The sequence below is a fragment of the Myroides sp. 1354 genome (genome assembly GCF_030324495.1).
Lineage (GTDB): Bacteria > Bacteroidota > Bacteroidia > Flavobacteriales > Flavobacteriaceae > Flavobacterium.
In genome coordinates this window covers 175,399-199,346 of the sequence record NZ_JACAGN010000001.1, presented here as the reverse complement: position 1 = coordinate 199,346, position 23,948 = coordinate 175,399, and the positions used below count along the sequence as shown (strand labels likewise).

Sequence of the window (23,948 nt, the reverse complement as noted above, 5' to 3'; positions counted from 1 at the left end):
TATTCGTTTTAGGTTAGTTACTGTCAAATATATAATTTTTTTTATATTAATATTAACAAAACATAAATTAATACAAATCATATTATTATCTTTTTTTAAATAAAAAATACCCAATATCTCAACTCATTATAATTATAATCTAATTTTCGTTACCAACAGAAAGACAAAAACCAAATAAAACCCTCTATTTTATTAACACTATACGCTTTTTTGATTGATCAATGCTCTATAAAAAAAAACGCTCTATCTCCTTTTTTTAAAAGCTTCCTCCCCACTTTCATCGACAAACTATTGCTTGACAAAAGCATCAACCCATATTTTTTTACTAATTTTGTCTACATAGACAATAGTTATATGATTGAAAGAGAAGAAATAAATTTTGAAAGATCTGTTATTGTAGGTATTATCAATAGAGATCAAGATGAAGCGAAGTTAAATGAGTACTTGGATGAATTAGAGTTTTTAACTATTACAGCAGGTGGAGAAGTACACAAGCGTTTTAGTCAAAAATTAGATCAACCCAATGCAAAAACCTTCTTGGGAACGGGGAAAATGGAGGAGATTAAATCTTATATTGTCGAACACGATATTCACACGGTAATATTTGATGATGAACTTTCACCAGGTCAGCAAAAGAACATTACTCGAATGCTCGACTGCAAAGTCTTGGATCGAACGAACTTAATTTTAGACATTTTCGCTCAGCGCGCACAAACTTCATACGCGAGAACGCAGGTAGAACTCGCTCAGTTTCAATACTTACTTCCTCGTCTATCAGGTATGTGGACACACTTAGAAAGACAACGTGGAGGTATTGGGATGCGTGGTCCTGGAGAGACAGAAATAGAAACTGATAGACGTATCGTTCGCGATAGAATTACCTTGTTGCGTGAAAAATTAAAGGTCATTGACAAGCAAATGGCTTCTCAACGCAGCAACCGTGGTGCTATGGTTCGCGTGGCCCTTGTTGGATATACCAACGTGGGAAAATCAACCTTAATGAATGCCATCGGAAAAAGCGAAGTTTTCGTTGAAAATAAATTATTTGCCACTTTAGATACTACCGTTCGAAAAATTGTCATTGGCAATTTGCCTTTCCTTCTTTCCGATACGGTTGGGTTTATTCGCAAGCTTCCAACCCAATTGGTTGAGTCGTTTAAAAGTACACTAGATGAGGTTAGAGAAGCGGATTTACTCTTGCATGTAGTAGATATCTCCCACCATGATTTTGAAGATCACATTGCCTCTGTCAATGATATTCTCAAAGACATCAAAAGTGATGATAAGCCAACCATCATGGTATTTAACAAGATTGATGCCTACCATCCAGAAGTGATTGCTGAAGATGATTTAATGACAGAACGCACCTCGCGTCACTATTCAATTGAAGAATGGAAAAAAACATGGATGAATAAAGTAGGAGCAGAAAACGCTATTTTCATCTCGGCAACGAACAAGGAAAACTTTGAGGAATTTAGAAAAAAAGTGTACGAGACCGTTCGTCAAATTCACATCACTCGATTCCCTTACAACAATTTCTTGTATCCAGATTTCGACCATTTAATTGAAAATGAAGAAGATAAAATTTAACTTTTATTTTAGAACACAGCTAAGATAAAATTTACTACTTTTATTCTTCCGTTAATCAAACGCCATTTCGTTATGCTTATATCAATCTTAACTAATACTAATTTCTCTTCAAATTTGAATTGCATCTGCACTTCGAAGGGGAATTACTATGGATTGAGAATAGGCTAATATTTATATTATTTATTCAACGTTTCAAGGCTCCTCATTCGAGGGGCCTTTTTTTATTCTATAACTTTATAACTGGTACTATTATGCGTAAAAAAGAAATTTTACAGACCGAGAAATCAATTGCCTTAATTAAACAAAGCTTTGCTGCAAAACTAAGCGAAGCACTAAATTTGTATCCTATTTCATCTCCTATGCTCGTTGCTGAGGGGACCGGAATTAATGATGACTTAAATGGCGTTGAAAAAGCAGTTTCTTTTCCTGTAAAATTCTTATCCTCTAATGCCGTAATTGTACACTCTTTAGCCAAATGGAAGCGAATTCGCTTGCAAGAGCTAGAATTACCGCTTTATGAGGGAATTCTCACCGATATGCGTGCCATACGTGCCGATGAAGCGTATAGCCCCATTCACTCCATTTATGTTGATCAGTGGGATTGGGAATTGAGAATAGCACCACACAACCGTTGTTTAAGCTATTTGAAAGCCGTTGTGCGCCAGATCTACCAAGCACTAAGGGAAACGGAAGCGATTGTTTGGCAAGAGCTTCAGATTGCCCCCATACTTCCCGAAGCAATTTCCTTTATTCAGGCAGAACAACTCTTGCAGCTCTACCCGACCTTAAGTCCGAAAGAAAGAGAACAAGCCATCGTCAAAGCGCATAAAGCCGTTTTTATTATTGGCGTCGGTCATCCATTATCCGATGGACAACCTCATGATAGTCGCGCCTCAGATTACGATGATTGGAGTACGGCTACAGAAGATGAATATAAAGGGCTTAACGGCGATTTACTCGTTTGGCATCCGGTATTGGAACAAGCAGTTGAGTTGAGTTCCATGGGAATACGCGTAGACAAAACGACCCTACAACATCAGTTGGAACTGACAAACACCACAAGTCGAACAAATTTACTCTACCATCAATTGGTGTTACAGGATCAAGTGCCTTTAAGTATTGGCGGAGGAATCGGTCAATCGCGCTTGTGTATGTTTCTCTTGCGAAAAAAGCACATAGGAGAAGTACAGGTTAGTTTATGGCCGACAACAGTTAGAGAACAAGCGATACAGCAAAACCTCGATTTATTGTAATGAAAAAAGCGGTCTCTCATCAAGCCCGCTTTTTTTGTTTATTTAGTCTTTCAATATCTTTATTTCTTCGCCTTGATTTGTTTTTAAAATATACATCCCTTTTTTCAAATCAGATAGGTCCATTTTAATCTCTTCTTGTTTCACTTTTACTTCAACTTGCTTCACAACCCTTTGACCTAAATCGTAAATTGTAAACTGCGTAGCATTCGTATTTCGAATGGAAATAGTACCGCTTACGGGGTTCGGATATGCAACAAAATTTTCCTCTGGACTAAGGTTATTTAAATCAATTTCATCTAAGCAGATGTTAAAAGGATCTGTAGGATCTCTAGGATCATACCCTCCATCTTTCCAGCTATGAGTTGAGATACAACACCAAGTACTCCATTCTGTACAAGATGCTTTTACTCTAATTCGCATGCATTTAGCTCCAAGAACCGCAATTATTGGAGCTGCATTATGTGATAGATAAGGTTCATTAACTTGAATGCTATAGATCTGTCCAGTGACTAAAGATGGAAAATAGGCACCTAAACAACAGTATCCATCATAAACGTATTCAACAGTATATGGACCTCCTGCATCGTCCCATCTCACAAAGCCAGATCCACCTGGAGTCATTCCCCAATATGGATCATGCGCAATAGCAAGAGTTAACGGCCCTGGATCAGTAACGCTAATATCTGCTCCTTCGTTAGTAGACTCAGCTTCTAAAAGGTAGGTATAACCAATGGTATTAGTAAACACAGCTTCTACTTTCACCTCATATCTTCCACGAGGAAGTAAATTAGGAAATGCTATCGAATAACTAAATGTCCCACCACTAAAATGATTTAATGTAATATTTGAAGGATTAATAAAAACGGGATTTCCATTACTATCTAGTATCTTTATATTTGAACTCGTGTAGGTAGTACCAAGAGGAGCATTATAAGTTCCTGTAATCGTCACTTTTTCTGGGTTGCAAACATTATCATTTGGATTTAAATCTATAAATCCAAATTGAGATTCATTGCAAGGATCCCCCATTCGGATATTATCTAAGTACACAACTCCTACATCTCCACCCCATCCGCAATCTGCAATCACAAACTGAACTTTGATATCTTTTCTGTTTACGTATTCTTCAGGAATTACAATGGTTTGACAATAAAAATCTTCCGTATAAAAAAGATGATTGTTGACTTTGGTCAAAATCAAATCGTTTAATGAAGCTTTGGCACAAAAAGGAACGGAAGATATAATATTATTATTGACGTCCAATAAACGGACAGTAAAGAAAGGCTGTACATCATCTTGTGTAATATGTGGAGAGTTTAAAACCGCCAAATAATCAAAGCTGAGGTATTTGGACGTCGGTCTAAAGGTTTGGGTATAGGAGGTAATGTCTTGTCCTCCTCCTTGATTATTTAAACGAAGGGAATATTTGCCCCCATTCGGTCCAACACAAGGATAAGCAATACCATAACTGCTCAGAATAGGCTCATTAATTGCAGTCATAATAGACGCTTTTGCTGCGGCGTTATTCAAAAGACTAGGTGGAGTAAAAACACTGCCAAAAGTAGCGCCGATATTGCATTCAACAACATTAAATGCAATGTTATTTTGATTTCGATATACCGCAGAGTTCAGCGGAATAGAGGTAAAACCTTGTTCAAAATCGTTAATCATCTGCGCATAACTTCCACTGGAGCAGAGCAACAAAAATAAAAGTAACAATATTTTTCTCATAATTAGTTATTTTTAGTTAAAAACTCAAGTGAATTTATGTAAAAAAACTCAAAAAACAAATACTTGTATTTTTTATAATTTTAAACTTTACATTTTTTTCATAAAATTAATAAAAAATCAATTTGATAGAAACGAATGGCAATATGCCTACTCTAGGTGAAAAATGCGAGATAGAGGCTTTAGATTTTATCCCTTTATGTTTGATAAAAAAACATTTTGAAACTAAAAAAGGGCTATCTCGAAGAGACAGCCCTTTTTCTATTCTTGTAAAATCTACAATTAAAACGTATAGTTTACTCCTAAACCAACCATTTCGCGTAATTGGAATCCTTGGTATGCTTTATCATCGTAAATTGCTTGGAAAGTCACATTTGTAGATAAATACTTGTTTACTTTCAAAACAACATTCAATTGATAATCTAATACCACGTTTTCTGGTTTTTCTAAATAGTTAGAATACAGGTTTAAGATATTCTCAATAGAAACATTTTCCATTGGATTAAATTTGTAGTATCCATTAACTGCCATCCCCAGTTGGTACTCCATTGTTTTACCTTTTTCTACCCCAAAAGCATCTCCAAATTCAGTAAAATGCTTGTGAACCATGATAAAACGAGAGGTTGCTGGCGCAATGTTTACTTTTAGGTTGTCATCGTGTTTCCACAATAAACCAGGTCCTATTTGCAAATAAGCAGGTGACATAAAGTGCGTATTCTTATTCCCGTCTTTATCCCAACCAGAATCCATCTGTGTCTTAAAGTTCATGAATAATGAATAGTACCATTTTTCTGTCATTTGCTTACCAAGTAAAGAGGTGATTTCCAAACGGTCATCCGTTTTCTTTTCTTTTTCCCCTTTCAACTTTGTTAGACCATAACTAACTTGAAATTTGTTGTCCCAAGTCCAGCCTTCTTTTTTGTAGTTCAAATCGTAATTCAAGTTTACATTTCCAGCAAGGTTATTGTCCCCACCTGCTTGCCAATTTGAAAAACTAGATTGATTTGCAATAAGTGCAAAATTCCCTTTTGAAGTCCAATTTTTTTGCACTTCAGTACCTTCAGCTTCCTGAGCTTGTGCGGAATACAACATAAACACAGCAGCAATGCTAAGCAAAAATTTTTTCATAATTCTGTTATTTTAACACGAAAATAACAATAATGCACGGAAAACACAAAAAAAAATCACTTTTTTGCTAAACGTTTGTAAACAGGAACAGCTGAACAAGCTTCACCAAACATTACCGAACGCGCGGTATTCATCATCAATTGAGTCGCTAAAACATAGGCCTCCTCTGGGATAGCCTTCTTCGAGCAACCTTTGATAATCACAGGTAAATCCTGGTACTCACTGTAATCTATAGCAAATAATAGCTCTTGGTAAATTGACTTTTCCAAATGGTTTTTATCACCCAGAAATACGCGTTTTGCCACAGGTTGTAAATAACTCGTTAAAAGCATATAGGCCCAACCCGGTAAAATTGCATCAGTAGAGCAATACAATCCGACATAAGCGTCTTGATAACTGCTCCAATCAATTTCTTTTAAAGCCGCTCTAAAGTCTTTTTCACGCAAGACAAAGCCTTCGTATAGCCATTGTGCAATGTCTACTTCCATCCTTGGGTTTGTTGGATACATATCCTCCAAATCAAAGATTTTCAACGCGCTATTGGCTACTTTATTTACAATTTCTCCTTCCATATTACAGTAGTCCCAACTCTAATTGTGCTTCTTCACTCATTAAATCCTTAGACCAAGCAGGTTCAAATGTTAGTTCAATTTCAACGTTATTAACGTTATCAATCGATTTTACCTTCTCCTCTACCTCCATAGGCAATGTTTCTGCCACAGGACAGTTTGGTGACGTAAGGGTCATCAATATTTTAACATCATGGGTTTCATTGACAAATACGTCGTAAATCAACCCTAATTCATAAATATCTACCGGAATTTCTGGATCGTAAATTGTTTTTAATATTCTTACGATATTCTCTCCTAATTGTTGTACGTCTATTTCTTCCATACTAAAACTCTTTCTTTGAATTAAAATTATTGGGCTTGAAAAGCCAAAGCATACATGCGAATTTGTTTAATCATTGAAACTAAACCATTAGCACGTGTTGGTGATAAATGTTCTTTCAAACCAATTTCATCGATAAAAGACAAATCTGCTTCTACGATATCTGCTGGTTTTTGATTAGAAAAAACACGAATTAAAATGGCAATGATTCCCTTTGTTAAAATAGCATCGCTATTCGCAGTAAATACAACTTTTCCGTCTTTATTTTCAGCGTGTAGCCACACTTGAGATTGGCAACCTTTAATCAAGTTTTCTTCAACTTGATACTTGGCATCAATGATTGGAAGTGTTTTTCCTAGTTCGATGATGTATTCATAACGTTGCATCCAATCTTCAAACATGGAGAATTCATCCATGATTTCTTCTTGTGCTTCTCTTATAGTCATATTCTCGTAATTTCTATGTTGAATTAGGAAAGCATTTGTTGCGCTTTGCGCACCGCCTCCACTAAAATGTCAATTTCTTCTTTGGTATTGTAAAAACTAAAGGATGCTCTAATTGTACCAGGAATTCCAAAGAAATCCATAATAGGCTGTGTACAGTGATGTCCTGTACGAACAGCAACCCCCAATTTATCGACAATTACACCAATGTCATACGGATGTAATCCTTCAATATTAAAGGAAATCACGGATGTTTTATTCGCTGCTGTTCCCACAATACGCAAACCTTCAATTTCCAATAAGCGCTTTGTGCCATACATCAAAAGTTCGTGTTCATAGGCTTGGATATTGTCAAATCCCAATTGATTTAAATAATCCAACGCATAACCTAAAACAATTCCCCCAGCGATATTTGGCGTACCTGCCTCAAATTTATGAGGTAAGCAAGCATAGGTGGTCTTTTCAAAGGTCACGGTCTTAATCATCTCACCCCCTCCTTGATATGGAGGAAGTTTATTCAACCAAGCCTCTTTTCCATATAATACTCCTGTACCCGTAGGTCCACATACTTTATGTCCTGAAAATACGTAAAAATCACAGTCTAAATCCTGTACATCTGGTTTAATATGGGGTGTAGCTTGTGCACCATCAATCAACACCGCTGCACCAACTGCATGCGCCTTAGCGATGATGTCTTTAATTGGATTAATCGTTCCAAGGGCATTAGAAATATGAGAGACTGCCACTACTTTTGTATTTGTAGACAACAAAGCCTCGTAAGCCTCCATGATCAACTCGCCTTTTTGGTTCATGGGAATTACTTTTAACGTAGCTCCTGAACGTTCACAGGCAAATTGCCAAGGCACAATATTCGAGTGGTGTTCTAAAGCGGAAATCACCACTTCATCTCCAGGTTGCAACAAAGCACCAAAACCACTGGCCACTAAATTGATTCCAAACGTAGTTCCCGGGGTAAAGATGATCTCTTTATCTTCTTTTGCATTGAGGTGCTTCTGTACTTTTTTTCTTGATTCTTCATATGCATCTGTTGCCAATTGACTCAACGTATGAACACCTCGATGAATATTTGCATTAATTGTATCGTAATATGTTTTGATCGCTTCTTCTACCACTTTGGGTTTTTGAGCTGTAGCAGCATTATCAAAATATACTAAGGGTTTTCCGTTTACCTGTTGCTTCAGGATCGGAAAATCTTCTCTAACTGCTTTTATATCTAACATAATCTGTCTTTTTTAGTCAAAATTATAGACAAAGATAGTGAATCCCATTGGTTTGCAGAAAACAATCTATTCGCAATACATTGCGTTATTTTTTAAAAATTAGCTGTTTAATTTGCTAAAACACCTTATACCTTTTACTTCTAAAAGGTGAAATATAAAAACTCTACGACTAAATGTCTTAAATACAAGACCTAAAGATTTTAGATTTAACTTTATTTTGACTTTTCGATGGGATGAGATGAAAACTTCATACGATGGATCAAACGAAAAAAGGGCAGTTTCAATTAAAACTACCCTTTTATCTATGAACTCATCTTGACTATCTCTTCAAGCAAAAAAGTCAAGATGAGTTCTATTTAATAAAAATTACTTTTTATCTCCTTTTTTAATTTTGTCTTCTACGCGTTTCACGCGTTTTTCACTATCGGGGTGACTTGAAGACATCTTAGCTCCTAAAGATTTATCTGCGCCATACTCTTTTTCCATATCTGCAAATTTCTGAAACCCATCAGCTAAAGCTTGTGGATTCTTTCCATTTGCAACCAAAAACTTATAGGAATAATCATCTGAATCCGTCTCTTGTTTACGCGAAAAAGAAGCGCTCATAAATTTTTCAGCCATTCCTCCTAAATTGGAATTCATCAAATCTGCGGCAGTTCCTTTTGTAGAACCAACAAACTTAACAGCACCTTCAGCGATTAAAATTTGCTTATATGCATTTAATGTATGTTCTAACTTCACATGCCCAATTTCATGTCCTATAATGGCTAATAACTCGTCATCTGACATAATATCCATCAACGAAGAAAATACGCGAATACTCCCATCCGCACAAGCGAATGCGTTGATATCAGTTACATAATACACTTTGTAATTTAAATTTAATCCATCATAGTTTTTATAAGGACCAAAAATGCGTTCTAAACGCTCAGCATACTCGCGCATGTCTTTTTGCTTAGAATCAAGCGAACACACTTGATTGTTCTCATCCATCCACTTAACGGCTTCTTGTGCCGATTGTTTAATCTCAGCATCTGATACCGTAAATGCAGAAGCAACCGTTGTTAAAGCATCGATTTTTTTTCCACTCAATTTACCCAATTGAGCTTGAGCTGTTGTTATCCCCAAACAAACGACAGCTGCAGTAAATACAAATTTTTTCATAGTTATTCTTTTAATGAAGCAAAGATAACCCAAATAAAAGATTAGCTATTCCACCATACAAGAATAAACCACCTAAAAAAGCGACCGCTGTTCTTGTTCATTTTTTATTTTAACTCTTCGATTTTAAACCCTTTAACGACTAATTTCTTAGAATTGAACTCATCTATATTTCCATACGACTCTATTATTTAAAATTAATCTTAATATATTTTGTATGAGTTTAAAAAATCCTATTTTTGCCTCTATTCAGATTTAATTAAAATAAGAATCCGGTATGAAAAGATCTGCCCTTTTAGTCCTACTCGCATTATCCGTTGTTGCGTGTAAGAACAGCAAAGAAGAGAAAGCTGTTGAGACAACGAACACAGAAGTAGCAACTTCAAACGAGCGTATTGTATCCCTAAGTGGAGCCATTACAGAAACTTTAGTTGATTTAGGTCAAAGAAAAAATATCGTGGGAATCGATATTACCAGTACCTATCCAACAGACATGAATACGACAGCGACACAATTAGAGCACGTAAATAAAATCAATATTGAGGCTTTAATGGCGTTGAAACCCACACTTGTTTACATCGCGAAAAAAGATTTAAACGACAATTTGAAAAAACAATTGGAAGACGCTAAGATTAAATTAGTAGTCATCGACCAAGATTTTTCAATTGAAGGGACAAAAACCTTAATTAAAGACATAGCTGCTTCGTTAAACCTAACAGACTATGATGGGTTATTGGCTAAAATTGACCAAGACACAGCACAGCTAAAAACGTTGGAGAACAAGCCTAAAGTACTATTCATCTATGCAAGAGGAGCAGCGAACTTATTTGTAGCTGGAGACAAAACGCCAATGCAAAATATCATTGAATTAGCAGGAGGACAAAATGCAGTAACTGGATTCGACGATTTCAAACCGCTTACTCCAGAAGCTTTATTAAACAGCAATCCTGATTACATCTTGATGTTCGACACAGGATTACAAAGCATGGGTGGTGTTGATGGCGTTTTAAAAATTGAAGGTTTAGATCGTACAAATGCAGGAAAAAACAAAAAAATCATCGCAATGGATGGTTTACTTTTAACAGGTTTCACTCCTAGAGTTGGAGCTGCAGTTACACAATTGAATCAACAGTTATCAGAATAAGGGAAACAACATGCAAAAAAAGCTCTCTTTTTATATAGGCACCTTGAGTATTGTAGTATTGGGTATGGCAGCTGTGTCTATTTTTTTAGGAGTTTACAACTTTGAAGATAGTAGTCTAAATACCATAATCCATTTGCTTTTTCATCCTGAGAAGGTAAATGCCAGCGATCAATATGTCATAACTCATGTGCGATTACCACGTATTCTTATGGCTATACTAGCAGGTGGTGGTTTGGCATTATCGGGTACAGCGTTACAAGGGATGTTCAAAAATCCCTTGGCATCGCCAGATTTAATAGGAATTACCTCTGGATCTGTGCTCTTTGCTTCCATTACTATCGTTTTAGGCGCCTTTATCAAGCCGTTTATCCCCGAATTTCTTCACTATTCGCTTTTGAGTATTATGAGCTTTATTGGGGCTATTCTAACGATGAGTTTTGTTTATAAAATGTCCACTGTAAACGGCAAAACCAATATTAGCATCCTCCTGCTCTCAGGGGTTGCCATCACAGCATTATCAGGTTCTATTACAGGATTGCTAACTTTTGTTTCCAACGATGAAGAGTTAAGAAACTTAACCTTCTGGACATTGGGAAGTTTAGCTGGTGCTACGTGGACGAAAATAGCCATTTTAGCCGTTGTTATCGGAGTATCATTAATTTATTTACTTAACTTAGGCAAAGCATTAAATGCCATGATGTTAGGAGAGAGAGATGCCAACCATTTGGGTATAACTGTAGAGCGAATCAAGAAGAGAATTATTTTGTTTTCCGCTTTAATGGTGGGAACCATTGTTGCTTTTACAGGAACCATCGGTTTTGTCGGCTTAGTAGTACCGTATATTTTGCGTTTAATCTTTAAGTCCAATTACTATTTTATTCTTCCTCTGTCCTTTCTCGCAGGCGGTATTTTACTGTTACTTGCGGATGGGGTTAGTCGAACTTTAGTTCCTCCTACAGAAGTTCCCATCGGAATCTTAACTGCTATTATGGGAGCTCCGGTTTTCATTGCTATTTTACTTAAATTCAAAAAATCACTGTAATTATGATTGAAGCACTTCAAGTTAGTTTTAAAGCCAAAGATACCTTTCTGATCAACAACATCGATTTTAGTTGTCAGAATGGCGAATTTATTGCGGTATTGGGACCTAATGGTGCAGGTAAATCAACCTTTTTGAGTTTGCTTGCGGATGAATTACATCAACCAGGTAATCGCATTTTACTCAAGGAATGTGAATATCCAAAGTGGTGCAAGAAGACATTGCCAAAACACAAAGCAAAATTCTCTCAATCATTTAATACAGATATTCCCCTTCAAGTGGAGGATGTTGTCATGATGGGGCGTTATCCTTATTTTGAACATACCCCTTCTGAAGAAGATAAAAAAGCCATCCAACACAGCATGGAGTGCATTGATGTATGTCCGCTTCAACACCGGGAGTACAATCACTTGTCAGGTGGAGAAAAACAACGTGTACACTTAGCGCGTGTTTTATCACAACTCAACAACTCCATCGAAAACAAATTGTTATTTTTGGATGAACCTTTAAACAATTTAGATGTTTTACATCAACATAAAATTCTTGATTTAATCAAAGAATTTACCAAACAAGGCAATACAGCCATTGTTGTGATTCACGATTTGAATATTGCTGCTCAATATGCGGATCGCATTCTTTTACTCAACAAAGGAGAAAAAGTATTATACGATACACCTGAAAAAGTTTTGACCCAAGAGACCATTTCTCAAGTTTACAAATTTCCGTGTATCGTAACGAAAAACCCAGTTAATAACGCTCCTTTAATCATCTTTGGAGTATAAAAACATTAAAAATGAATACTGAAATATTAGCTTTAAAAGAACGTTGGTCTAAATTAAAAGAAGAAAATCCACGTTTGCGTATACGAAATGCCGCTGCTGAATTGAATGCAAGTGAAATGGAATTACTAGCCACTACTTTAGGTGAAACAGCTACTTTGTTAAAACCTGAGATGGTTGCCATTTTAAGTGAAATTGAATCTTTGGGAAAAGTTATGGCCCTAACGCGCAATGACGAATGTGTACACGAAAGAAAAGGCGTGTACAGCAATCCTGATTTTTCAAACCCTCACGCTGGTTTGTTCGTAAACCCTGATATTGATTTACGCATCTTTTTATCGCATTGGAAGTACGTTTTTGCCGTTGTAGAAGAAACGGGAAATATTGTGCGAAAAAGCTTACAATTCTTTGGAAAAGACGGAGAGGCCATCCACAAAATCTATTTAACCTCAGTGAGCAATGCCGAAGCCTTCGACGCCTTAGTTAGCAAATACAAAGCTGATGTTCAGGAGTTTAACGAAAAAACAGAGCCTTATATTCAAAATCTTGATGAGCGTTTAGACGAAGAAGTTGACGTTGAAGCATTTAGACAAGAATGGGAAAGCTTAAAAGATACACACAATTTCTTCAGTTTACTAAAGAAATACAATGTAACGAGAACACAAGCTTTGCGTTTAGCACCAAACGAATTTTATGCCAAACAAATTTCCAAAGAGGCTATTATTACTTTACTGGAACAAGCTTCTGCTGAAAAAACGCCAATTATGGTATTTGTAGGAAATAGAGGAAATATCCAAATCCACACTGGAGAGGTAAACAAAACGATGTGGCACCAAAACTGGTACAACGTATTAGATCCAGATTTCAATATGCATCTAGACATGGATAAAGTCGCTCAAACTTGGATTGTCCGTAAACCAACGGAAGATGGTATTGTTACCGCAGTTGAAGTTTTCAATGAAATGGGAGAAATTATCGTTCAGTTCTTTGGAAAGAGAAAACCTGGGATTCCTGAATTAGAAACTTGGAGAACCATTGTTGCTCAATTAAACTAAATCAAAACATACCCATACTCTTGTGCATCTATTCAAACAGAATGGATGCACTTTTTGTTTTCAACGCCCGTTATTTTTTCTCCTCCACCGTTAAAAAAACTTGATTCCTATAACCTTTTTTTTCACATAAATAAGCATTTTTTTTTCAAACATCGGCTAAATTAGCGCAAAGTCAAGGTAGAATCAGGGGTATAAAAGTTATTAACAATATTTGATAACTTAATCTAAAATAAAGTTGACATCATAGCTTCTAAATAGTAACTTAGCACTGTTCACTTTTGATTTACCTCTTCTTTGTAAGAGTATAAACCCAAGAGAGTTAAGCAAAAACCCTGTGATATTTTCAACCAATACATCCAGTGTTTCCTGCCTTTGAAAAACCTACGTCTGTTATTAATTTAAAAATATATTGCTATGTCTATTTTTGATAAAAGAGTTAACTATAAACCATTTGAATACCCAGGTATCTATCAATTTACGGAAGCTATCAACAAATCTTTTTGGGTGCATAGTGAAGTAGATTTCACCGCAGATACGCAAGATTTCCATTCTCACTTAACCAAAGAAGAGCAAATGGCAATCAAACACAGCTTGTTGGCTATTGCACAAATTGAAGTAGCAGTAAAAACATTCTGGGGTAATATTTACGGCCATTTTCCAAAGCCAGAATTCAACGGTTTAGGTGCTACTTTTGCAGAATGTGAATTTAGACACTCAGAAGCTTATTCTCGCCTATTGGACGTGTTAGGTTACAATGACGAATTTGAAGCCTTATTAACTATTCCAGTAATCAAAGAACGCGTTGAATATTTATCTTCTGTTTTAGAGAATTCAAATAACAGTACCGATCGCAAGAAATATGTAGTATCGCTTATATTATTTGCATTGCTTATTGAGAATGTATCTTTATTCAGTCAATTTGCCATCATCCTATCTTTTACAAGATTCAAAGGATTAATGAAAAACGTAAGTAATATTATTGCCTGGACTTCTGTAGATGAGCAAATTCATGCGAATGCGGGAATTTATATCATCAATATCATCCGCGACGAATACCCAGATTTCTTTGATGATGAATTAATCAACCACGTAAATGACGTAGTTAAAACATCGATTGATATTGAAGCGAAAATCTTAGATTGGATTTTTGAAACTGGTGCTATCGAGACAGTAAACAAACATGACTTACTAAACTTTATGAAATTCAGAGTAGACGAGAGTATGTTGAAAATTGGATTGAAAAAAGTATACAATATCACACAAGAACAGTATAAACCCATGGCATGGTTTGAGGAAGAAGTTTTCGCTAACAGTTTAGATGATTTCTTTGCCAAAAGACCCGTAGATTATACCAAGCACGACAAGAGTATAACCGCTGAAGATTTATTCTAATAACCCCTTATAATTGCACAAAATACTATGAACAATTTCGCATTACCACTAGAAGTAAAAGAGAATGATAACCTACAAGAAAAACTGTGGTGGAAAAACTCAGAGAGTGAGCAGATTCTAAACAGAGGTTATTTGTTGAAAGGAGAAACGGTTGAAGGAGCTATTGACCGTATTACAACGGCAGCTGCAAAGCGCTTGTTTAAGCCTGAATTGAAAGAATCGTTTCAAGAGATGATTGAACGTGGATGGATGAGTTTAAGTTCGCCGATTTGGGCAAATATGGGAACAGAACGCGGATTGCCTATTTCTTGTTTCAATGTCAATATTCCAGATAGCATCGAAGGAATTACACACAAATTAGGGGAAGTTATTATGCAAACTAAAATCGGTGGAGGTACTTCGGGATATTTCGGAGGCTTACGCGAAAGAGGAAGTGCAGTTACAGATAATGGTAAAAGTAGTGGTGCAGTAAGCTTTATGAAGCTTTTTGACACGGCTATGGATACGATTTCACAAGGGGGCGTAAGACGCGGTGCATTTGCGGCTTATTTGGATATTGATCACCCAGATTGTGATGAATTCTTAAACATTAAGAATATCGGAAATCCAATTCAAAACTTATTCTATGGAGTAAGTATTCCTGATTATTGGATGAAAGAAATGATTGACGGAGATAAAGAAAAAAGACAATTATGGGCAAAAGTACTGGAAAGCAGACAGCAAAAAGGAATGCCTTACTTGTTCTTCTCTGACAACGTAAACAGCAATAAACCACAAGTATACAAAGACTTAAATATGCGTATCAACGCAAGTAATCTTTGTTCAGAAATTATGTTACCTTCTTCTGATGATGAATCTTTCATCTGTTGTTTATCTTCTATGAACTTAGAGTTATACGATGAGTGGAAAGATACAGAAGCAGTAAAACTAGCTATCTTCTTCTTAGATGCAGTATTACAAGAATTCATCGAAAAAACAGAAGGAAATTACTATTTAGCATCTGCAAATCGCTTTGCTAAAAGACACAGAGCCTTAGGTTTAGGTGTTTTAGGATGGCATTCTTACTTACAAAAGAACATGATTCCTTTTGAAGGATTAGAAGCTAAAATGTTGACGAACAAAATTTTTGAGGATATCAGTGCAAAAGCAGATAAAGCTTCTCAAGAATTAGCTCGTATTTACGGAGAACCAGAAATTTTAAAAGGATATGGCAGAAGAAATACAACAACGATGGCGATTGCGCCTACAACGTCGTCTTCTGCTATTTTAGGACAAACATCTCCTGGTATTGAGCCTTTCAGCAGTAACTATTACAAAGCAGGTTTATCGAAAGGAAACTTCATGCGTAAAAACAAATACCTAACGACTTTATTAGAGTCTAAAGGAATGGACAATGAAGAGACTTGGAGAAACATCATGCTTTCTGGCGGAAGTGTTCAACAATTAGAAGGCCTAACAGAAGAGGAAAAAGCAGTATTCAAGACGTTTAAAGAAATCAGCCAGTTGGAAATTATTCAACAAGCGGCAATTAGACAAAAATACGTTGATCAAGCACAGAGTTTGAACTTGAATATTCCATCTTCATTGCCAATTAAAGACGTAAACCGCCTAATGATTGAAGCATGGGAATTAGGAGTAAAAACTTTATACTACCAAAGAAGTCAAAGTGTTTCTAAAGAAATGGTGACTAATTTAGTAAACTGTAGCAGTTGCGAATCTTAATCAACAACGATAAAAAAAGCCTCAAAGAGAAATATTTTTTTGAGGCTTTTTTCATTTTTCTTGTCAATTAGGTTATGTACCCCTTGCTTCAACCTCATCAAAGCGATTTTAAAGGCTGTTTTAGGCTGTTTTTTTGTTGTGTCGCCTCAATTACAATTAGCCACTACTATGTGTCTTAAAACAAGTCTTGACCGTGTTTTTGTCTATATTCACCTTAGTGCAGTACAACGAAATGAACTAGCTCTCCCAATTAATTGAAAAAACCTCAACCTTTTAAATACGTTGAATTTCTTTGAAAAACCAAAGACGATAGAACAACTTCTACTTCCCAATCTACTCCTTTGCACATTGGATATGCAACAAATCGTCCTGCACGAAAATCGTTGATACAAATGCTACATCTTCTCTGTTGTTTTGCCAATTTTTAACGGTTGTTTTGTGAAAAGGTAAACCGATGAGTTCAAAGGTGATAATATTGTAATCCTTCCCTCAAACGCCCCATTTTTCCACTTGAATTGCTGGAGCTGTTTCTTCATGTAACACCAGTGTTATTCTATCTTGTGACAAGGCAATAGACCCTACAAAAAACGAAGTAATCCAGTAGGGTAAAGCCTTTTTAGAAAGGTACTATTGTCTACGATATCGAGTATATTCATACTTTTGCTATTACAACAACTTCAATTACATACTCGAGTATATCTAACCCAAGTAGTTTGGTCAAATCTTCGTTAATCAGCAGTAAATCAACTTGGTGATTGTACGTCATTTTTGCTATCTCATTGCTATCAAATAACAGCTTTAATCCAAAATATTCTTCTTTAAAGCGCAGAAAAAAAATCACAACTTCTCCCTCGCTAAAAATATGTCTATTCTCTAAGAAATACGCCTTTGCTTTTACATATGATTCTTCTTTATCCAAGTACACATGTGTTGTCGAATCATAATAACTGTATTCTTTTCGCTCAACAGATGACTCTATGCTTCTACTCTGATTATATTTCCAGTACACCGCAAGTTCTTCTCCATGAAGAACCTTTATGATTCCACTATTTGCATAGATCTCTTTAAGCTGTTGCTTATACAAATTGATCTTTTTTTCCTCAAAGCTTGAATTCATCGTTATCAATAATTATGTTTTTTTATATTACTTATCCCTTTCATATTTTCGGGTATATGTCCATCATGTTGATTGTATTTACCAGGTGATAATGGAGATCCCTTTTTATCATCTGCTGTGTGTAAATGAGGTCCTCTACCAAATTTATCCTCAGCATGCATAACAATAAATTTCCCAGAATGGTCTCCTGTAAAAGCCCATACTGTTCTATTTTCATATTGCTTATCAAAAACATAAACAGGCTTTGGATTATTAACTACTTTTGGTATTCTCAATTGTTGTTTGGCTCTTCTAAAGGCTTCTTTAAAAGTCATCTGATCCGTTAGATCCAACCCAAACACATCCAGCCATCTCGTAGGATCGGCCACATACCCATACAACGTAGGGTTGTTACCTGCTAAACCAATGGGATCTTGAGAAATATAGTTTCCAATTTCCGGATCGTAATAACGGAATCGATTATAGGCTAAGCCTGTTTCCCTATCGTAGTGCTGTCCTTGATAAAGGTAGTTACAAAATCCTTCTTCACCAACCGTCATTCGCGCATTTCCACAACTATCCAACTCGCGTTCCCACACTTTATCTCCGCTCGCACTATAGGCTCGAATGGGAGTTCCCAAATGATCACTCACCAAACTATAGCACTTCTCCCCTTTTATCTTCGCCATTGGAACAAAGCTATTTTCTTCAAATACCCAAGTAATAATATCCTCAGCGGTTGTCTCGCGGGCATCCCAAGTTTTGTACTCATGCAATACAACATCGCCTTGCCAAACATAATGCGTAGTGGTACTCTTATATCGCTTACTCACCCGTCTACCCAAAGCATCGTACTGAAACTCTACTGCATATCCGTCTGGTCGCAATACTTGACGCAGCATACCAGCACCATTCCATTGATATTGCCACTTTTTACCTGTGCACTTTTCTTCTTTCTCAATCAAATATCCTTCTTTGTCGTATTGATATCGGGCTACTTTCGTTTCTTCTAAACGATTTTTGTTGTACCTTCTATCCTTGCAATTCAACTGACTATATAAGTTTCCACTGGCGTCTACTCCTCTTTCCTCTACGTCATTTTCTCCGTAGTGAATCTTTTGCAAAGAACCGCTTGTGTTGCGTTGAAACAACCTGTGTTTATGCCCAATCTCAGTAAATTGACTCAATAAACCTCCTACATCCCAAACATAATCTCTATAAAATTGAGGAATGCTTACACCAGATACCTCTTGTTTGTTGACACGCTGCGTTCTCAACCTTCCAATTGCATCATATTCCCATATTTGTTGCATTCCCCCAGCATAGGTTCGCAAACACTCCATACCGAAAGAATCATACGCATGCATCACCTTCCAATCGTTATATTGACTCGCTATGACTTGTCCGTTAGCATCAAACTCATACTCAAAATTAGCCCCTAAACTGCTGTGTACACTCAAATGACGTCCATAAGCATCATATGTGCTTTGCACTTTTTGACCATTAAAACATTCCTCCACAAGCTGGCCAAGTAGATTATATTTCATTTCAAGTGTTCCACTGCTATTCACTGCTTGTTGCAACAGCCCCGCTTCGTAAGTATACGATTCATGCGTTTCATCGCTGTAGTTCACTTGAATCACTTGTCCCATTTCATCATGCACATAGTTGGTCCAGCGCTGATTAGGGCGGTGAATCGCCGTAATCCAACCTACTTCGTTGCGTTTATACTTCTTTACGAGTCCATCGAATCCCCTCTCCTGCACAATATTTCCTACCACATCTAACTCAAATTCAAACTGTTGTCCTTCTTCATTCGTAATAGTTCTCAACCGTTCATTTGAATCATACTGCAATCGAATTACTTTTCCATCCTCCCTTCGACTCACCAATTTATGTACCCCCTTATAGTTGAAGTAAATGCAACGGTGATGATCTTCATATTGAATTACATTATCTAAGGCATCATACTTCAAGTGGATGGTATTACCATCAAAATCATGAACCCATAAAGTGCGTCCTAATCGATCTAATATTCTACGCTGTTCGGCCCCATAAGCATTTGTCGTTTGCGTACAGCGATTCCACAAATCATAGTGATACTGTGTTCTTCTATTTGCAATTCCAGTAATACTTGCTACATTATACCGTTTATCATATTCCAACACAGTAGACATCCCGAAACCGTTGGTAATCGTTGATAATAGCCCATCCATATTGTAGGTAAAACAAGTCTTCGCACCTAAGGGGTTAAACTTTTCGCTTAGACGACCTTCTCCTGTGTAGTGATACCTCCATTTTCCTCCACGTGAATCAATAACTTCTGTTGGGAGATAAGGAAAATTTCTATTGAGATACTTCAAGCGAGTAAATTGTCCATCAGGTTCAATAATTTGTATCACATTTCCCCAATCATCTCGAATCAGGTTTTTTACATTCCCTAGAGGGTCTGTACTGCGTTCAAGTTCACCGTATTTATTATGGCATTTTTTCCACACAGCACCTTTGGCGTCAATGGTTTCATATACCATTTGATTGCGATGTTTGTAAATGGTCTTATTTCCCTCTCCGTCCAATACATGTGTTTCTCCTTGATAATAGTTCAATTTAAAATGTTGAATCCCGCCATCGCCCCATGTTTCAATACAACGCGCTCCAGTTTGCTTACCCTCGTACTTAAAAAACCAACGATGCCCATTGCGCCAAACTTCTTTGACTAATAAATGTTGCTCGTAGTACAGTTGTAACGGCTGACGAACCTCATCATAATGCACGATTAAATCTCCCGCATCACTATAGGCATATTCAGAGATGCACACCTTCGGCATTCCTCTTTCTGGAGCATCTGTCCACACCTTAATTATGCGTCCTTGCTGATCACTTTCAATCTCGTAAATGCGACAAACCGAATCGATTATCTTGGTTAAAATTCCTTTAGTCGTATACTTAAATCGTATAGCAAACCCTTGATTATTACAGATAGCAGACAAGAGATATGTTTTTTGCTGAGCGCCAGATACAAGCGTTTTAAAGTGATACTGTTCTTCCTTTTTGTTTTTGAGGTAATAAAAACCTTCCTCGTGATAACAAAGCCATACTTGTTCTGAACGATGGTAGCGAGGTTGTTGGAATTCTGGAGTTGGAATTCGATCAAAATTAATTAATCGGCCATCGCCTAAACGCACTTGGGCTCTCCGTTGCGTAGTATCTACAAACAAGGCCATATCATAGCTATGGTGCCAACCATGACCTAGAGGTCCTATATAATCACTATCGCTATACCAAACGCGCTCAAACGACAAGGGAATAACTCCAGAGAAACTAAAGTCAATACTATCTGTAAAAAGATCCCCTCCTGCTACATCGACAGGATGTCCTACATAGGTCTTTAGTTGTTTGTCTATTTTGTCATACAGCCCTTGGGTATACTTATGATTAAAAAGTTTGTTGTTTACTTTATTTAAGGCTTTAGAAATAGCACTACACGGTTTTCCTTTTTCTGCATTTTTCTTAATTCGATTTGTATGTTTTCCCTTCAGCTTATTAAACCCCATTCGAAAGAGTATTTTGGGTATTTCTAATGGATTAATCGCCGAAGGTATTGGGTTAGTCAATACATAACGAGTTAAGGGTAAAGGAATAAGTAAACCTGTTGGCGTATAGAGTTTTGCTTTGACTCCATTTTCGGGATCTGCAGGTGGTCCTGCATCGTGAATCGAGGTCATTCCAACATCAGAACAAATATTTTGAAGATGCAATAATGACCCTGCAAGTGGCGAACCATCAGCCGAAACAAACATACTTCCCATCCAAGCATGTCCCATATTCTTTTTTATCATACTCTCCACAAGGGAATGAAATCCCACTCCGCTTGGTATATGTGGAATAGGTCGAATGGGCGTTCCAGCAACGGCACGAGGTATCACTTCGCCTATTTTAACAGAAGCACCAAGTTTACCAATAAAAATACGAGCAACATTACTAATCAATCCAGCAGTTTCGACAATCATTTCTGCTCCTTCTTCTGATAGTCCTTCACGCTCTACTTCCTTCTCAATCGATTTTTCAACGCCATCCTGAGCAGCAATACACACTGTCATCGCTACTAGGGCTAAAAAATCCTTCACATTAAAAGAAATACCAATAAAGGGATGAGGTAATGGAGTTGGTGAGGGGGATGGTGGTACTTTAATCATGTGGATATTCATCAAATTAATGACGGGATCCAATTGCTTTGCAATAGGTAAATAACCAATACCTCGAGTGGCATTCGTTACCCGCAAAAGCGGATACATTAAGGTTGAACTCAGCTGACTCGCAAACCCAGTTACTTCAGCAAATGCAGCTAGACTTGTTTTTCCTACAGTAAAAACCATCGAAGTAGCTTTCAATTCGGGACCATAATGTTCGTTGTTCATAATATGGTGCTGGTTATTCCATATACTAGTAAACGTCTCCTTGTATTTGTTATACGCAGCTACAAAAGCTTCATCATACAAATTGGGGTACTCTTCTTGATTCTTTATATGTCCATCAGATGCCGTTTTTCTTGCATTTTCTTCTTCTATCATAATGATTATTCCTTTTTACAATAACAATACTTATGACTTTTTTTCTCTACCTCACTATAACTAAAATTTGTCCATTTATTTGCCTGTCATACTCACAACCCGCAACCATATCCCTAGCGCTATGAAAGCGAGCCCCACTAAGATGATCCCCCAAGCAATAAACAAGTTTAAACGCTGTGCAACAGCCTCGCCAAATGTATTCCTGACCCAAGTAATATTGCTAAAAATCCCAGGGCCTCCTGTATCATACATCCATTCCTCTCCCTTGATTGCCCAATACCGTATCAATAGACCAATCAACAACAATAGAATACCTGGTAATTCAGGAAATACCCATAGTAAATCCATGAACCACCCTTGCTCCTTTTTATTCATTTTAAATTATTATTTACAATTATACTTTTTACATTTTTACCTTTTACCCGCCATTGTCTTCCTAACAAAGGAGTAACAATGGCATCGAGCTCCTGATCTGAGATATATGAATTATATCGAGACTTCAAAACGTCCATAACCAATAAGGAATACGTTGAAGACTGAGCTAATGTTGCATCCATATTTAATCCTAACCGCACTCCTTTATTCAAAGCTTCATGTTTTAAATTTTGATTGCCCATCTTTCTAGCTACTTCTGCTATTAATCGCAAAGCTTCAATTTGCATCAAATAATCTTGACCGTTTTCGCAATACATTTCTCCTTTCACAAAGTCTGCTTTAGCCACTTCATATTGTTTCAAAAGAAGGTAAATATTACCCCGAAACAGCAGTCCTTGTACCAATAAACTTTTAATTACTACATCTGATAATCCTTCCTTGATATCTTGTATACTTTCAATCCCTTGATCAATGTAATTAATTGCTTCCTTATACTGTTTTTCACCATATTTAAAAGAAGACAACATACTGTATATCATCATTTTTTGCATAGACCAATTGGAGTCTTTTTCTATATTTTCATCTGCTATAGCCAGACAAATATCCGCGTGTTTTTTTAGGCTCTTAAAGTTGTGTTTATAAAGCGCATCATACATTTGCACCAGGTGCAACCTAAATTTCGTCTCAGGAGCTTCAGGATCTCCCATTGCGCCAATTTCTTTTATCGCTTGATTCAAGTCAAAGCGATGAGACAGTAATTGAGTCGATTTTGGGGCATAATCTTTAAGCGCATCAAATGCGGGATTTTCAAAGGTGTCACAGACAATAATATTGACCCTTGGATGTAACTCCAATTGGGCCAAATCCTTTAACCAATGTAGTATTCGTTTAGCATCGTCATTTTGGTATTGGAGTACACAGACGATATTGGAATCTTCTTCCAATTCAACAGCAGTACAAAAAGCATTCATATTGGCAACAAATAAAGCGGCTACATTTTTATCTGATTCACAGCTCATATCCATCTCCCAATCCAAATAATTACTTTCCACGTCATTTGGTTTTCCAGAAAAATTCCATAGAAACACCCATGAAAACAACTCTTCGACCAATGTTTTACTATATGTTTTCGACTGATATAAAGGGGATTGAAAAACAAGAACAACATCGTTAATTTCGTTGTCTATCCCCAGCATAAAATCACAAAAAGCATCCAACATCTCCCAATCTTCCTGTGCCGTTCTCAGAATTAAATAACGATAGTCATGCGTATATCGCAGCTCTAAATATTTCAATTCAAATTCCTCTATCCTTTGGTGAATCGGGTTACTTACCATAAC

At 36.7% G+C, this 23,948-nt stretch carries 19 protein-coding genes; 8 read left to right on the top strand and 11 right to left on the bottom strand.

Annotation, left to right across the window (positions count from 1 at the left end; all coding sequences use genetic code 11):
- Window positions 1-354: 354 nt before the first annotated feature.
- Together hflX and asnA are read left to right on the top strand one after the other, a co-directional pair.
- Window positions 355-1,590: a GTPase HflX gene (hflX, locus tag HX004_RS00910; RefSeq protein WP_286440439.1), complete on the top strand. Its 1,236-nt coding sequence runs from the start codon at window positions 355-357 to the stop codon at window positions 1,588-1,590.
- Window positions 1,591-1,841: 251 nt separating this feature from the next.
- A complete protein-coding gene (asnA, locus tag HX004_RS00905; RefSeq protein ID WP_286440437.1) occupies window positions 1,842-2,843 on the top strand; it encodes an aspartate--ammonia ligase in 1,002 nt (333 codons plus the stop codon).
- A 42-nt stretch (window positions 2,844-2,885) separates the two neighbouring features.
- Here the strand turns inward: asnA and HX004_RS00900 are convergent, their stop codons facing one another.
- From HX004_RS00900 to HX004_RS00870, 7 genes are all read right to left on the bottom strand, one after another.
- Window positions 2,886-4,574: a T9SS type A sorting domain-containing protein gene (locus HX004_RS00900; RefSeq protein ID WP_286440435.1), complete on the bottom strand. Its 1,689-nt coding sequence runs from the start codon at window positions 4,572-4,574 to the stop codon at window positions 2,886-2,888.
- Window positions 4,575-4,853: 279 nt separating this feature from the next.
- Window positions 4,854-5,699 carry a DUF3078 domain-containing protein gene (locus HX004_RS00895; RefSeq protein ID WP_286440433.1) on the bottom strand — a complete coding sequence of 282 codons (846 nt, stop codon included), beginning with the start codon at window positions 5,697-5,699 and terminating at the stop codon, window positions 4,854-4,856.
- A 56-nt stretch (window positions 5,700-5,755) separates the two neighbouring features.
- Window positions 5,756-6,271, bottom strand: a complete 516-nt coding sequence (locus tag HX004_RS00890; protein ID WP_286440432.1) for a DUF2480 family protein — start codon at window positions 6,269-6,271, stop codon at window positions 5,756-5,758.
- A gap of 1 nt (window position 6,272) precedes the next feature.
- Window positions 6,273-6,593 carry an iron-sulfur cluster assembly protein gene (locus tag HX004_RS00885; RefSeq protein WP_002988779.1) on the bottom strand — a complete coding sequence of 107 codons (321 nt, stop codon included), beginning with the start codon at window positions 6,591-6,593 and terminating at the stop codon, window positions 6,273-6,275.
- Between the two features lie 26 nt (window positions 6,594-6,619).
- Window positions 6,620-7,036 (bottom strand): SufE family protein, encoded by a 417-nt coding sequence (locus HX004_RS00880; protein ID WP_286440431.1) that lies wholly within the window; start codon window positions 7,034-7,036, stop codon window positions 6,620-6,622.
- 23 nt (window positions 7,037-7,059) lie between these two features.
- A complete protein-coding gene (locus HX004_RS00875; protein WP_286440430.1) occupies window positions 7,060-8,274 on the bottom strand; it encodes an aminotransferase class V-fold PLP-dependent enzyme in 1,215 nt (404 codons plus the stop codon).
- A 366-nt stretch (window positions 8,275-8,640) separates the two neighbouring features.
- Entirely contained in the window at window positions 8,641-9,438 is a 798-nt protein-coding gene (locus tag HX004_RS00870) for a M48 family metallopeptidase (protein WP_286440428.1), read from the bottom strand.
- Window positions 9,439-9,712: 274 nt separating this feature from the next.
- Between HX004_RS00870 and HX004_RS00865 the strand changes: the two genes are divergently transcribed.
- The 6 genes from HX004_RS00865 to HX004_RS00840 all read left to right on the top strand — a co-directional run bounded on the left by HX004_RS00865 (window position 9,713) and on the right by HX004_RS00840 (window position 16,566).
- Window positions 9,713-10,579: a heme/hemin ABC transporter substrate-binding protein gene (locus tag HX004_RS00865; protein WP_286440425.1), complete on the top strand. Its 867-nt coding sequence runs from the start codon at window positions 9,713-9,715 to the stop codon at window positions 10,577-10,579.
- Window positions 10,580-10,589: 10 nt separating this feature from the next.
- A complete protein-coding gene (locus HX004_RS00860; protein ID WP_286440424.1) occupies window positions 10,590-11,621 on the top strand; it encodes a FecCD family ABC transporter permease in 1,032 nt (343 codons plus the stop codon).
- Window positions 11,622-11,623: 2 nt separating this feature from the next.
- A complete protein-coding gene (locus tag HX004_RS00855; RefSeq protein WP_286440422.1) occupies window positions 11,624-12,400 on the top strand; it encodes a heme ABC transporter ATP-binding protein in 777 nt (258 codons plus the stop codon).
- An 11-nt stretch (window positions 12,401-12,411) separates the two neighbouring features.
- Complete coding sequence (locus HX004_RS00850; protein WP_286440420.1) at window positions 12,412-13,452, top strand: hemin-degrading factor; 1,041 nt, start codon at window positions 12,412-12,414, stop codon at window positions 13,450-13,452.
- A 414-nt stretch (window positions 13,453-13,866) separates the two neighbouring features.
- Entirely contained in the window at window positions 13,867-14,844 is a 978-nt protein-coding gene (locus tag HX004_RS00845; RefSeq protein ID WP_286440418.1) for a ribonucleotide-diphosphate reductase subunit beta, read from the top strand.
- A gap of 27 nt (window positions 14,845-14,871) precedes the next feature.
- A complete protein-coding gene (locus tag HX004_RS00840; RefSeq protein WP_060875310.1) occupies window positions 14,872-16,566 on the top strand; it encodes a ribonucleoside-diphosphate reductase subunit alpha in 1,695 nt (564 codons plus the stop codon).
- A 652-nt stretch (window positions 16,567-17,218) separates the two neighbouring features.
- Here the strand turns inward: HX004_RS00840 and HX004_RS00835 are convergent.
- The 4 genes from HX004_RS00835 to HX004_RS00820 form a co-directional block, all read right to left on the bottom strand.
- A complete protein-coding gene (locus HX004_RS00835) occupies window positions 17,219-17,683 on the bottom strand; it encodes a hypothetical protein (protein WP_286440417.1) in 465 nt (154 codons plus the stop codon).
- Window positions 17,684-17,688: 5 nt separating this feature from the next.
- Window positions 17,689-22,233 (bottom strand): DUF6531 domain-containing protein, encoded by a 4,545-nt coding sequence (locus HX004_RS00830; RefSeq protein ID WP_286440415.1) that lies wholly within the window; start codon window positions 22,231-22,233, stop codon window positions 17,689-17,691.
- A 75-nt stretch (window positions 22,234-22,308) separates the two neighbouring features.
- Window positions 22,309-22,608, bottom strand: coding sequence for a hypothetical protein (locus HX004_RS00825; RefSeq protein ID WP_286440413.1), 300 nt, complete (start codon window positions 22,606-22,608; stop codon window positions 22,309-22,311).
- On the bottom strand, window positions 22,605-23,945 hold the full coding sequence (locus tag HX004_RS00820; protein ID WP_286440411.1) for a hypothetical protein: 1,341 nt from the start codon (window positions 23,943-23,945) through the stop codon (window positions 22,605-22,607). The genes HX004_RS00825 and HX004_RS00820 overlap by 4 nt, the downstream gene beginning before the upstream one ends.
- Between the last annotated feature and the right edge of the window lie 3 nt (window positions 23,946-23,948).

Excerpts from the sequence above, each read along its gene's own strand:
- hflX (WP_286440439.1), top strand. The coding sequence starts at position 355 with ATGATTGAAAGAGAAGAAATAAATTTTGAAAGATCTGTTATTGTAGGT.
- asnA (WP_286440437.1), top strand. The coding sequence starts at position 1,842 with ATGCGTAAAAAAGAAATTTTACAGACCGAGAAATCAATTGCCTTAATT.
- HX004_RS00900 (WP_286440435.1), bottom strand. The coding sequence starts at position 4,574 with ATGAGAAAAATATTGTTACTTTTATTTTTGTTGCTCTGCTCCAGTGGA.
- HX004_RS00895 (WP_286440433.1), bottom strand. The coding sequence starts at position 5,699 with ATGAAAAAATTTTTGCTTAGCATTGCTGCTGTGTTTATGTTGTATTCC.
- HX004_RS00890 (WP_286440432.1), bottom strand. The coding sequence starts at position 6,271 with ATGGAAGGAGAAATTGTAAATAAAGTAGCCAATAGCGCGTTGAAAATC.
- HX004_RS00885 (WP_002988779.1), bottom strand. The coding sequence starts at position 6,593 with ATGGAAGAAATAGACGTACAACAATTAGGAGAGAATATCGTAAGAATA.
- HX004_RS00880 (WP_286440431.1), bottom strand. The coding sequence starts at position 7,036 with ATGACTATAAGAGAAGCACAAGAAGAAATCATGGATGAATTCTCCATG.
- HX004_RS00875 (WP_286440430.1), bottom strand. The coding sequence starts at position 8,274 with ATGTTAGATATAAAAGCAGTTAGAGAAGATTTTCCGATCCTGAAGCAA.
- HX004_RS00870 (WP_286440428.1), bottom strand. The coding sequence starts at position 9,438 with ATGAAAAAATTTGTATTTACTGCAGCTGTCGTTTGTTTGGGGATAACA.
- HX004_RS00865 (WP_286440425.1), top strand. The coding sequence starts at position 9,713 with ATGAAAAGATCTGCCCTTTTAGTCCTACTCGCATTATCCGTTGTTGCG.
- HX004_RS00860 (WP_286440424.1), top strand. The coding sequence starts at position 10,590 with ATGCAAAAAAAGCTCTCTTTTTATATAGGCACCTTGAGTATTGTAGTA.
- HX004_RS00855 (WP_286440422.1), top strand. The coding sequence starts at position 11,624 with ATGATTGAAGCACTTCAAGTTAGTTTTAAAGCCAAAGATACCTTTCTG.
- HX004_RS00850 (WP_286440420.1), top strand. The coding sequence starts at position 12,412 with ATGAATACTGAAATATTAGCTTTAAAAGAACGTTGGTCTAAATTAAAA.
- HX004_RS00845 (WP_286440418.1), top strand. The coding sequence starts at position 13,867 with ATGTCTATTTTTGATAAAAGAGTTAACTATAAACCATTTGAATACCCA.
- HX004_RS00840 (WP_060875310.1), top strand. The coding sequence starts at position 14,872 with ATGAACAATTTCGCATTACCACTAGAAGTAAAAGAGAATGATAACCTA.
- HX004_RS00835 (WP_286440417.1), bottom strand. The coding sequence starts at position 17,683 with ATGAATTCAAGCTTTGAGGAAAAAAAGATCAATTTGTATAAGCAACAG.
- HX004_RS00830 (WP_286440415.1), bottom strand. The coding sequence starts at position 22,233 with ATGATAGAAGAAGAAAATGCAAGAAAAACGGCATCTGATGGACATATA.
- HX004_RS00825 (WP_286440413.1), bottom strand. The coding sequence starts at position 22,608 with ATGAATAAAAAGGAGCAAGGGTGGTTCATGGATTTACTATGGGTATTT.
- HX004_RS00820 (WP_286440411.1), bottom strand. The coding sequence starts at position 23,945 with ATGGTAAGTAACCCGATTCACCAAAGGATAGAGGAATTTGAATTGAAA.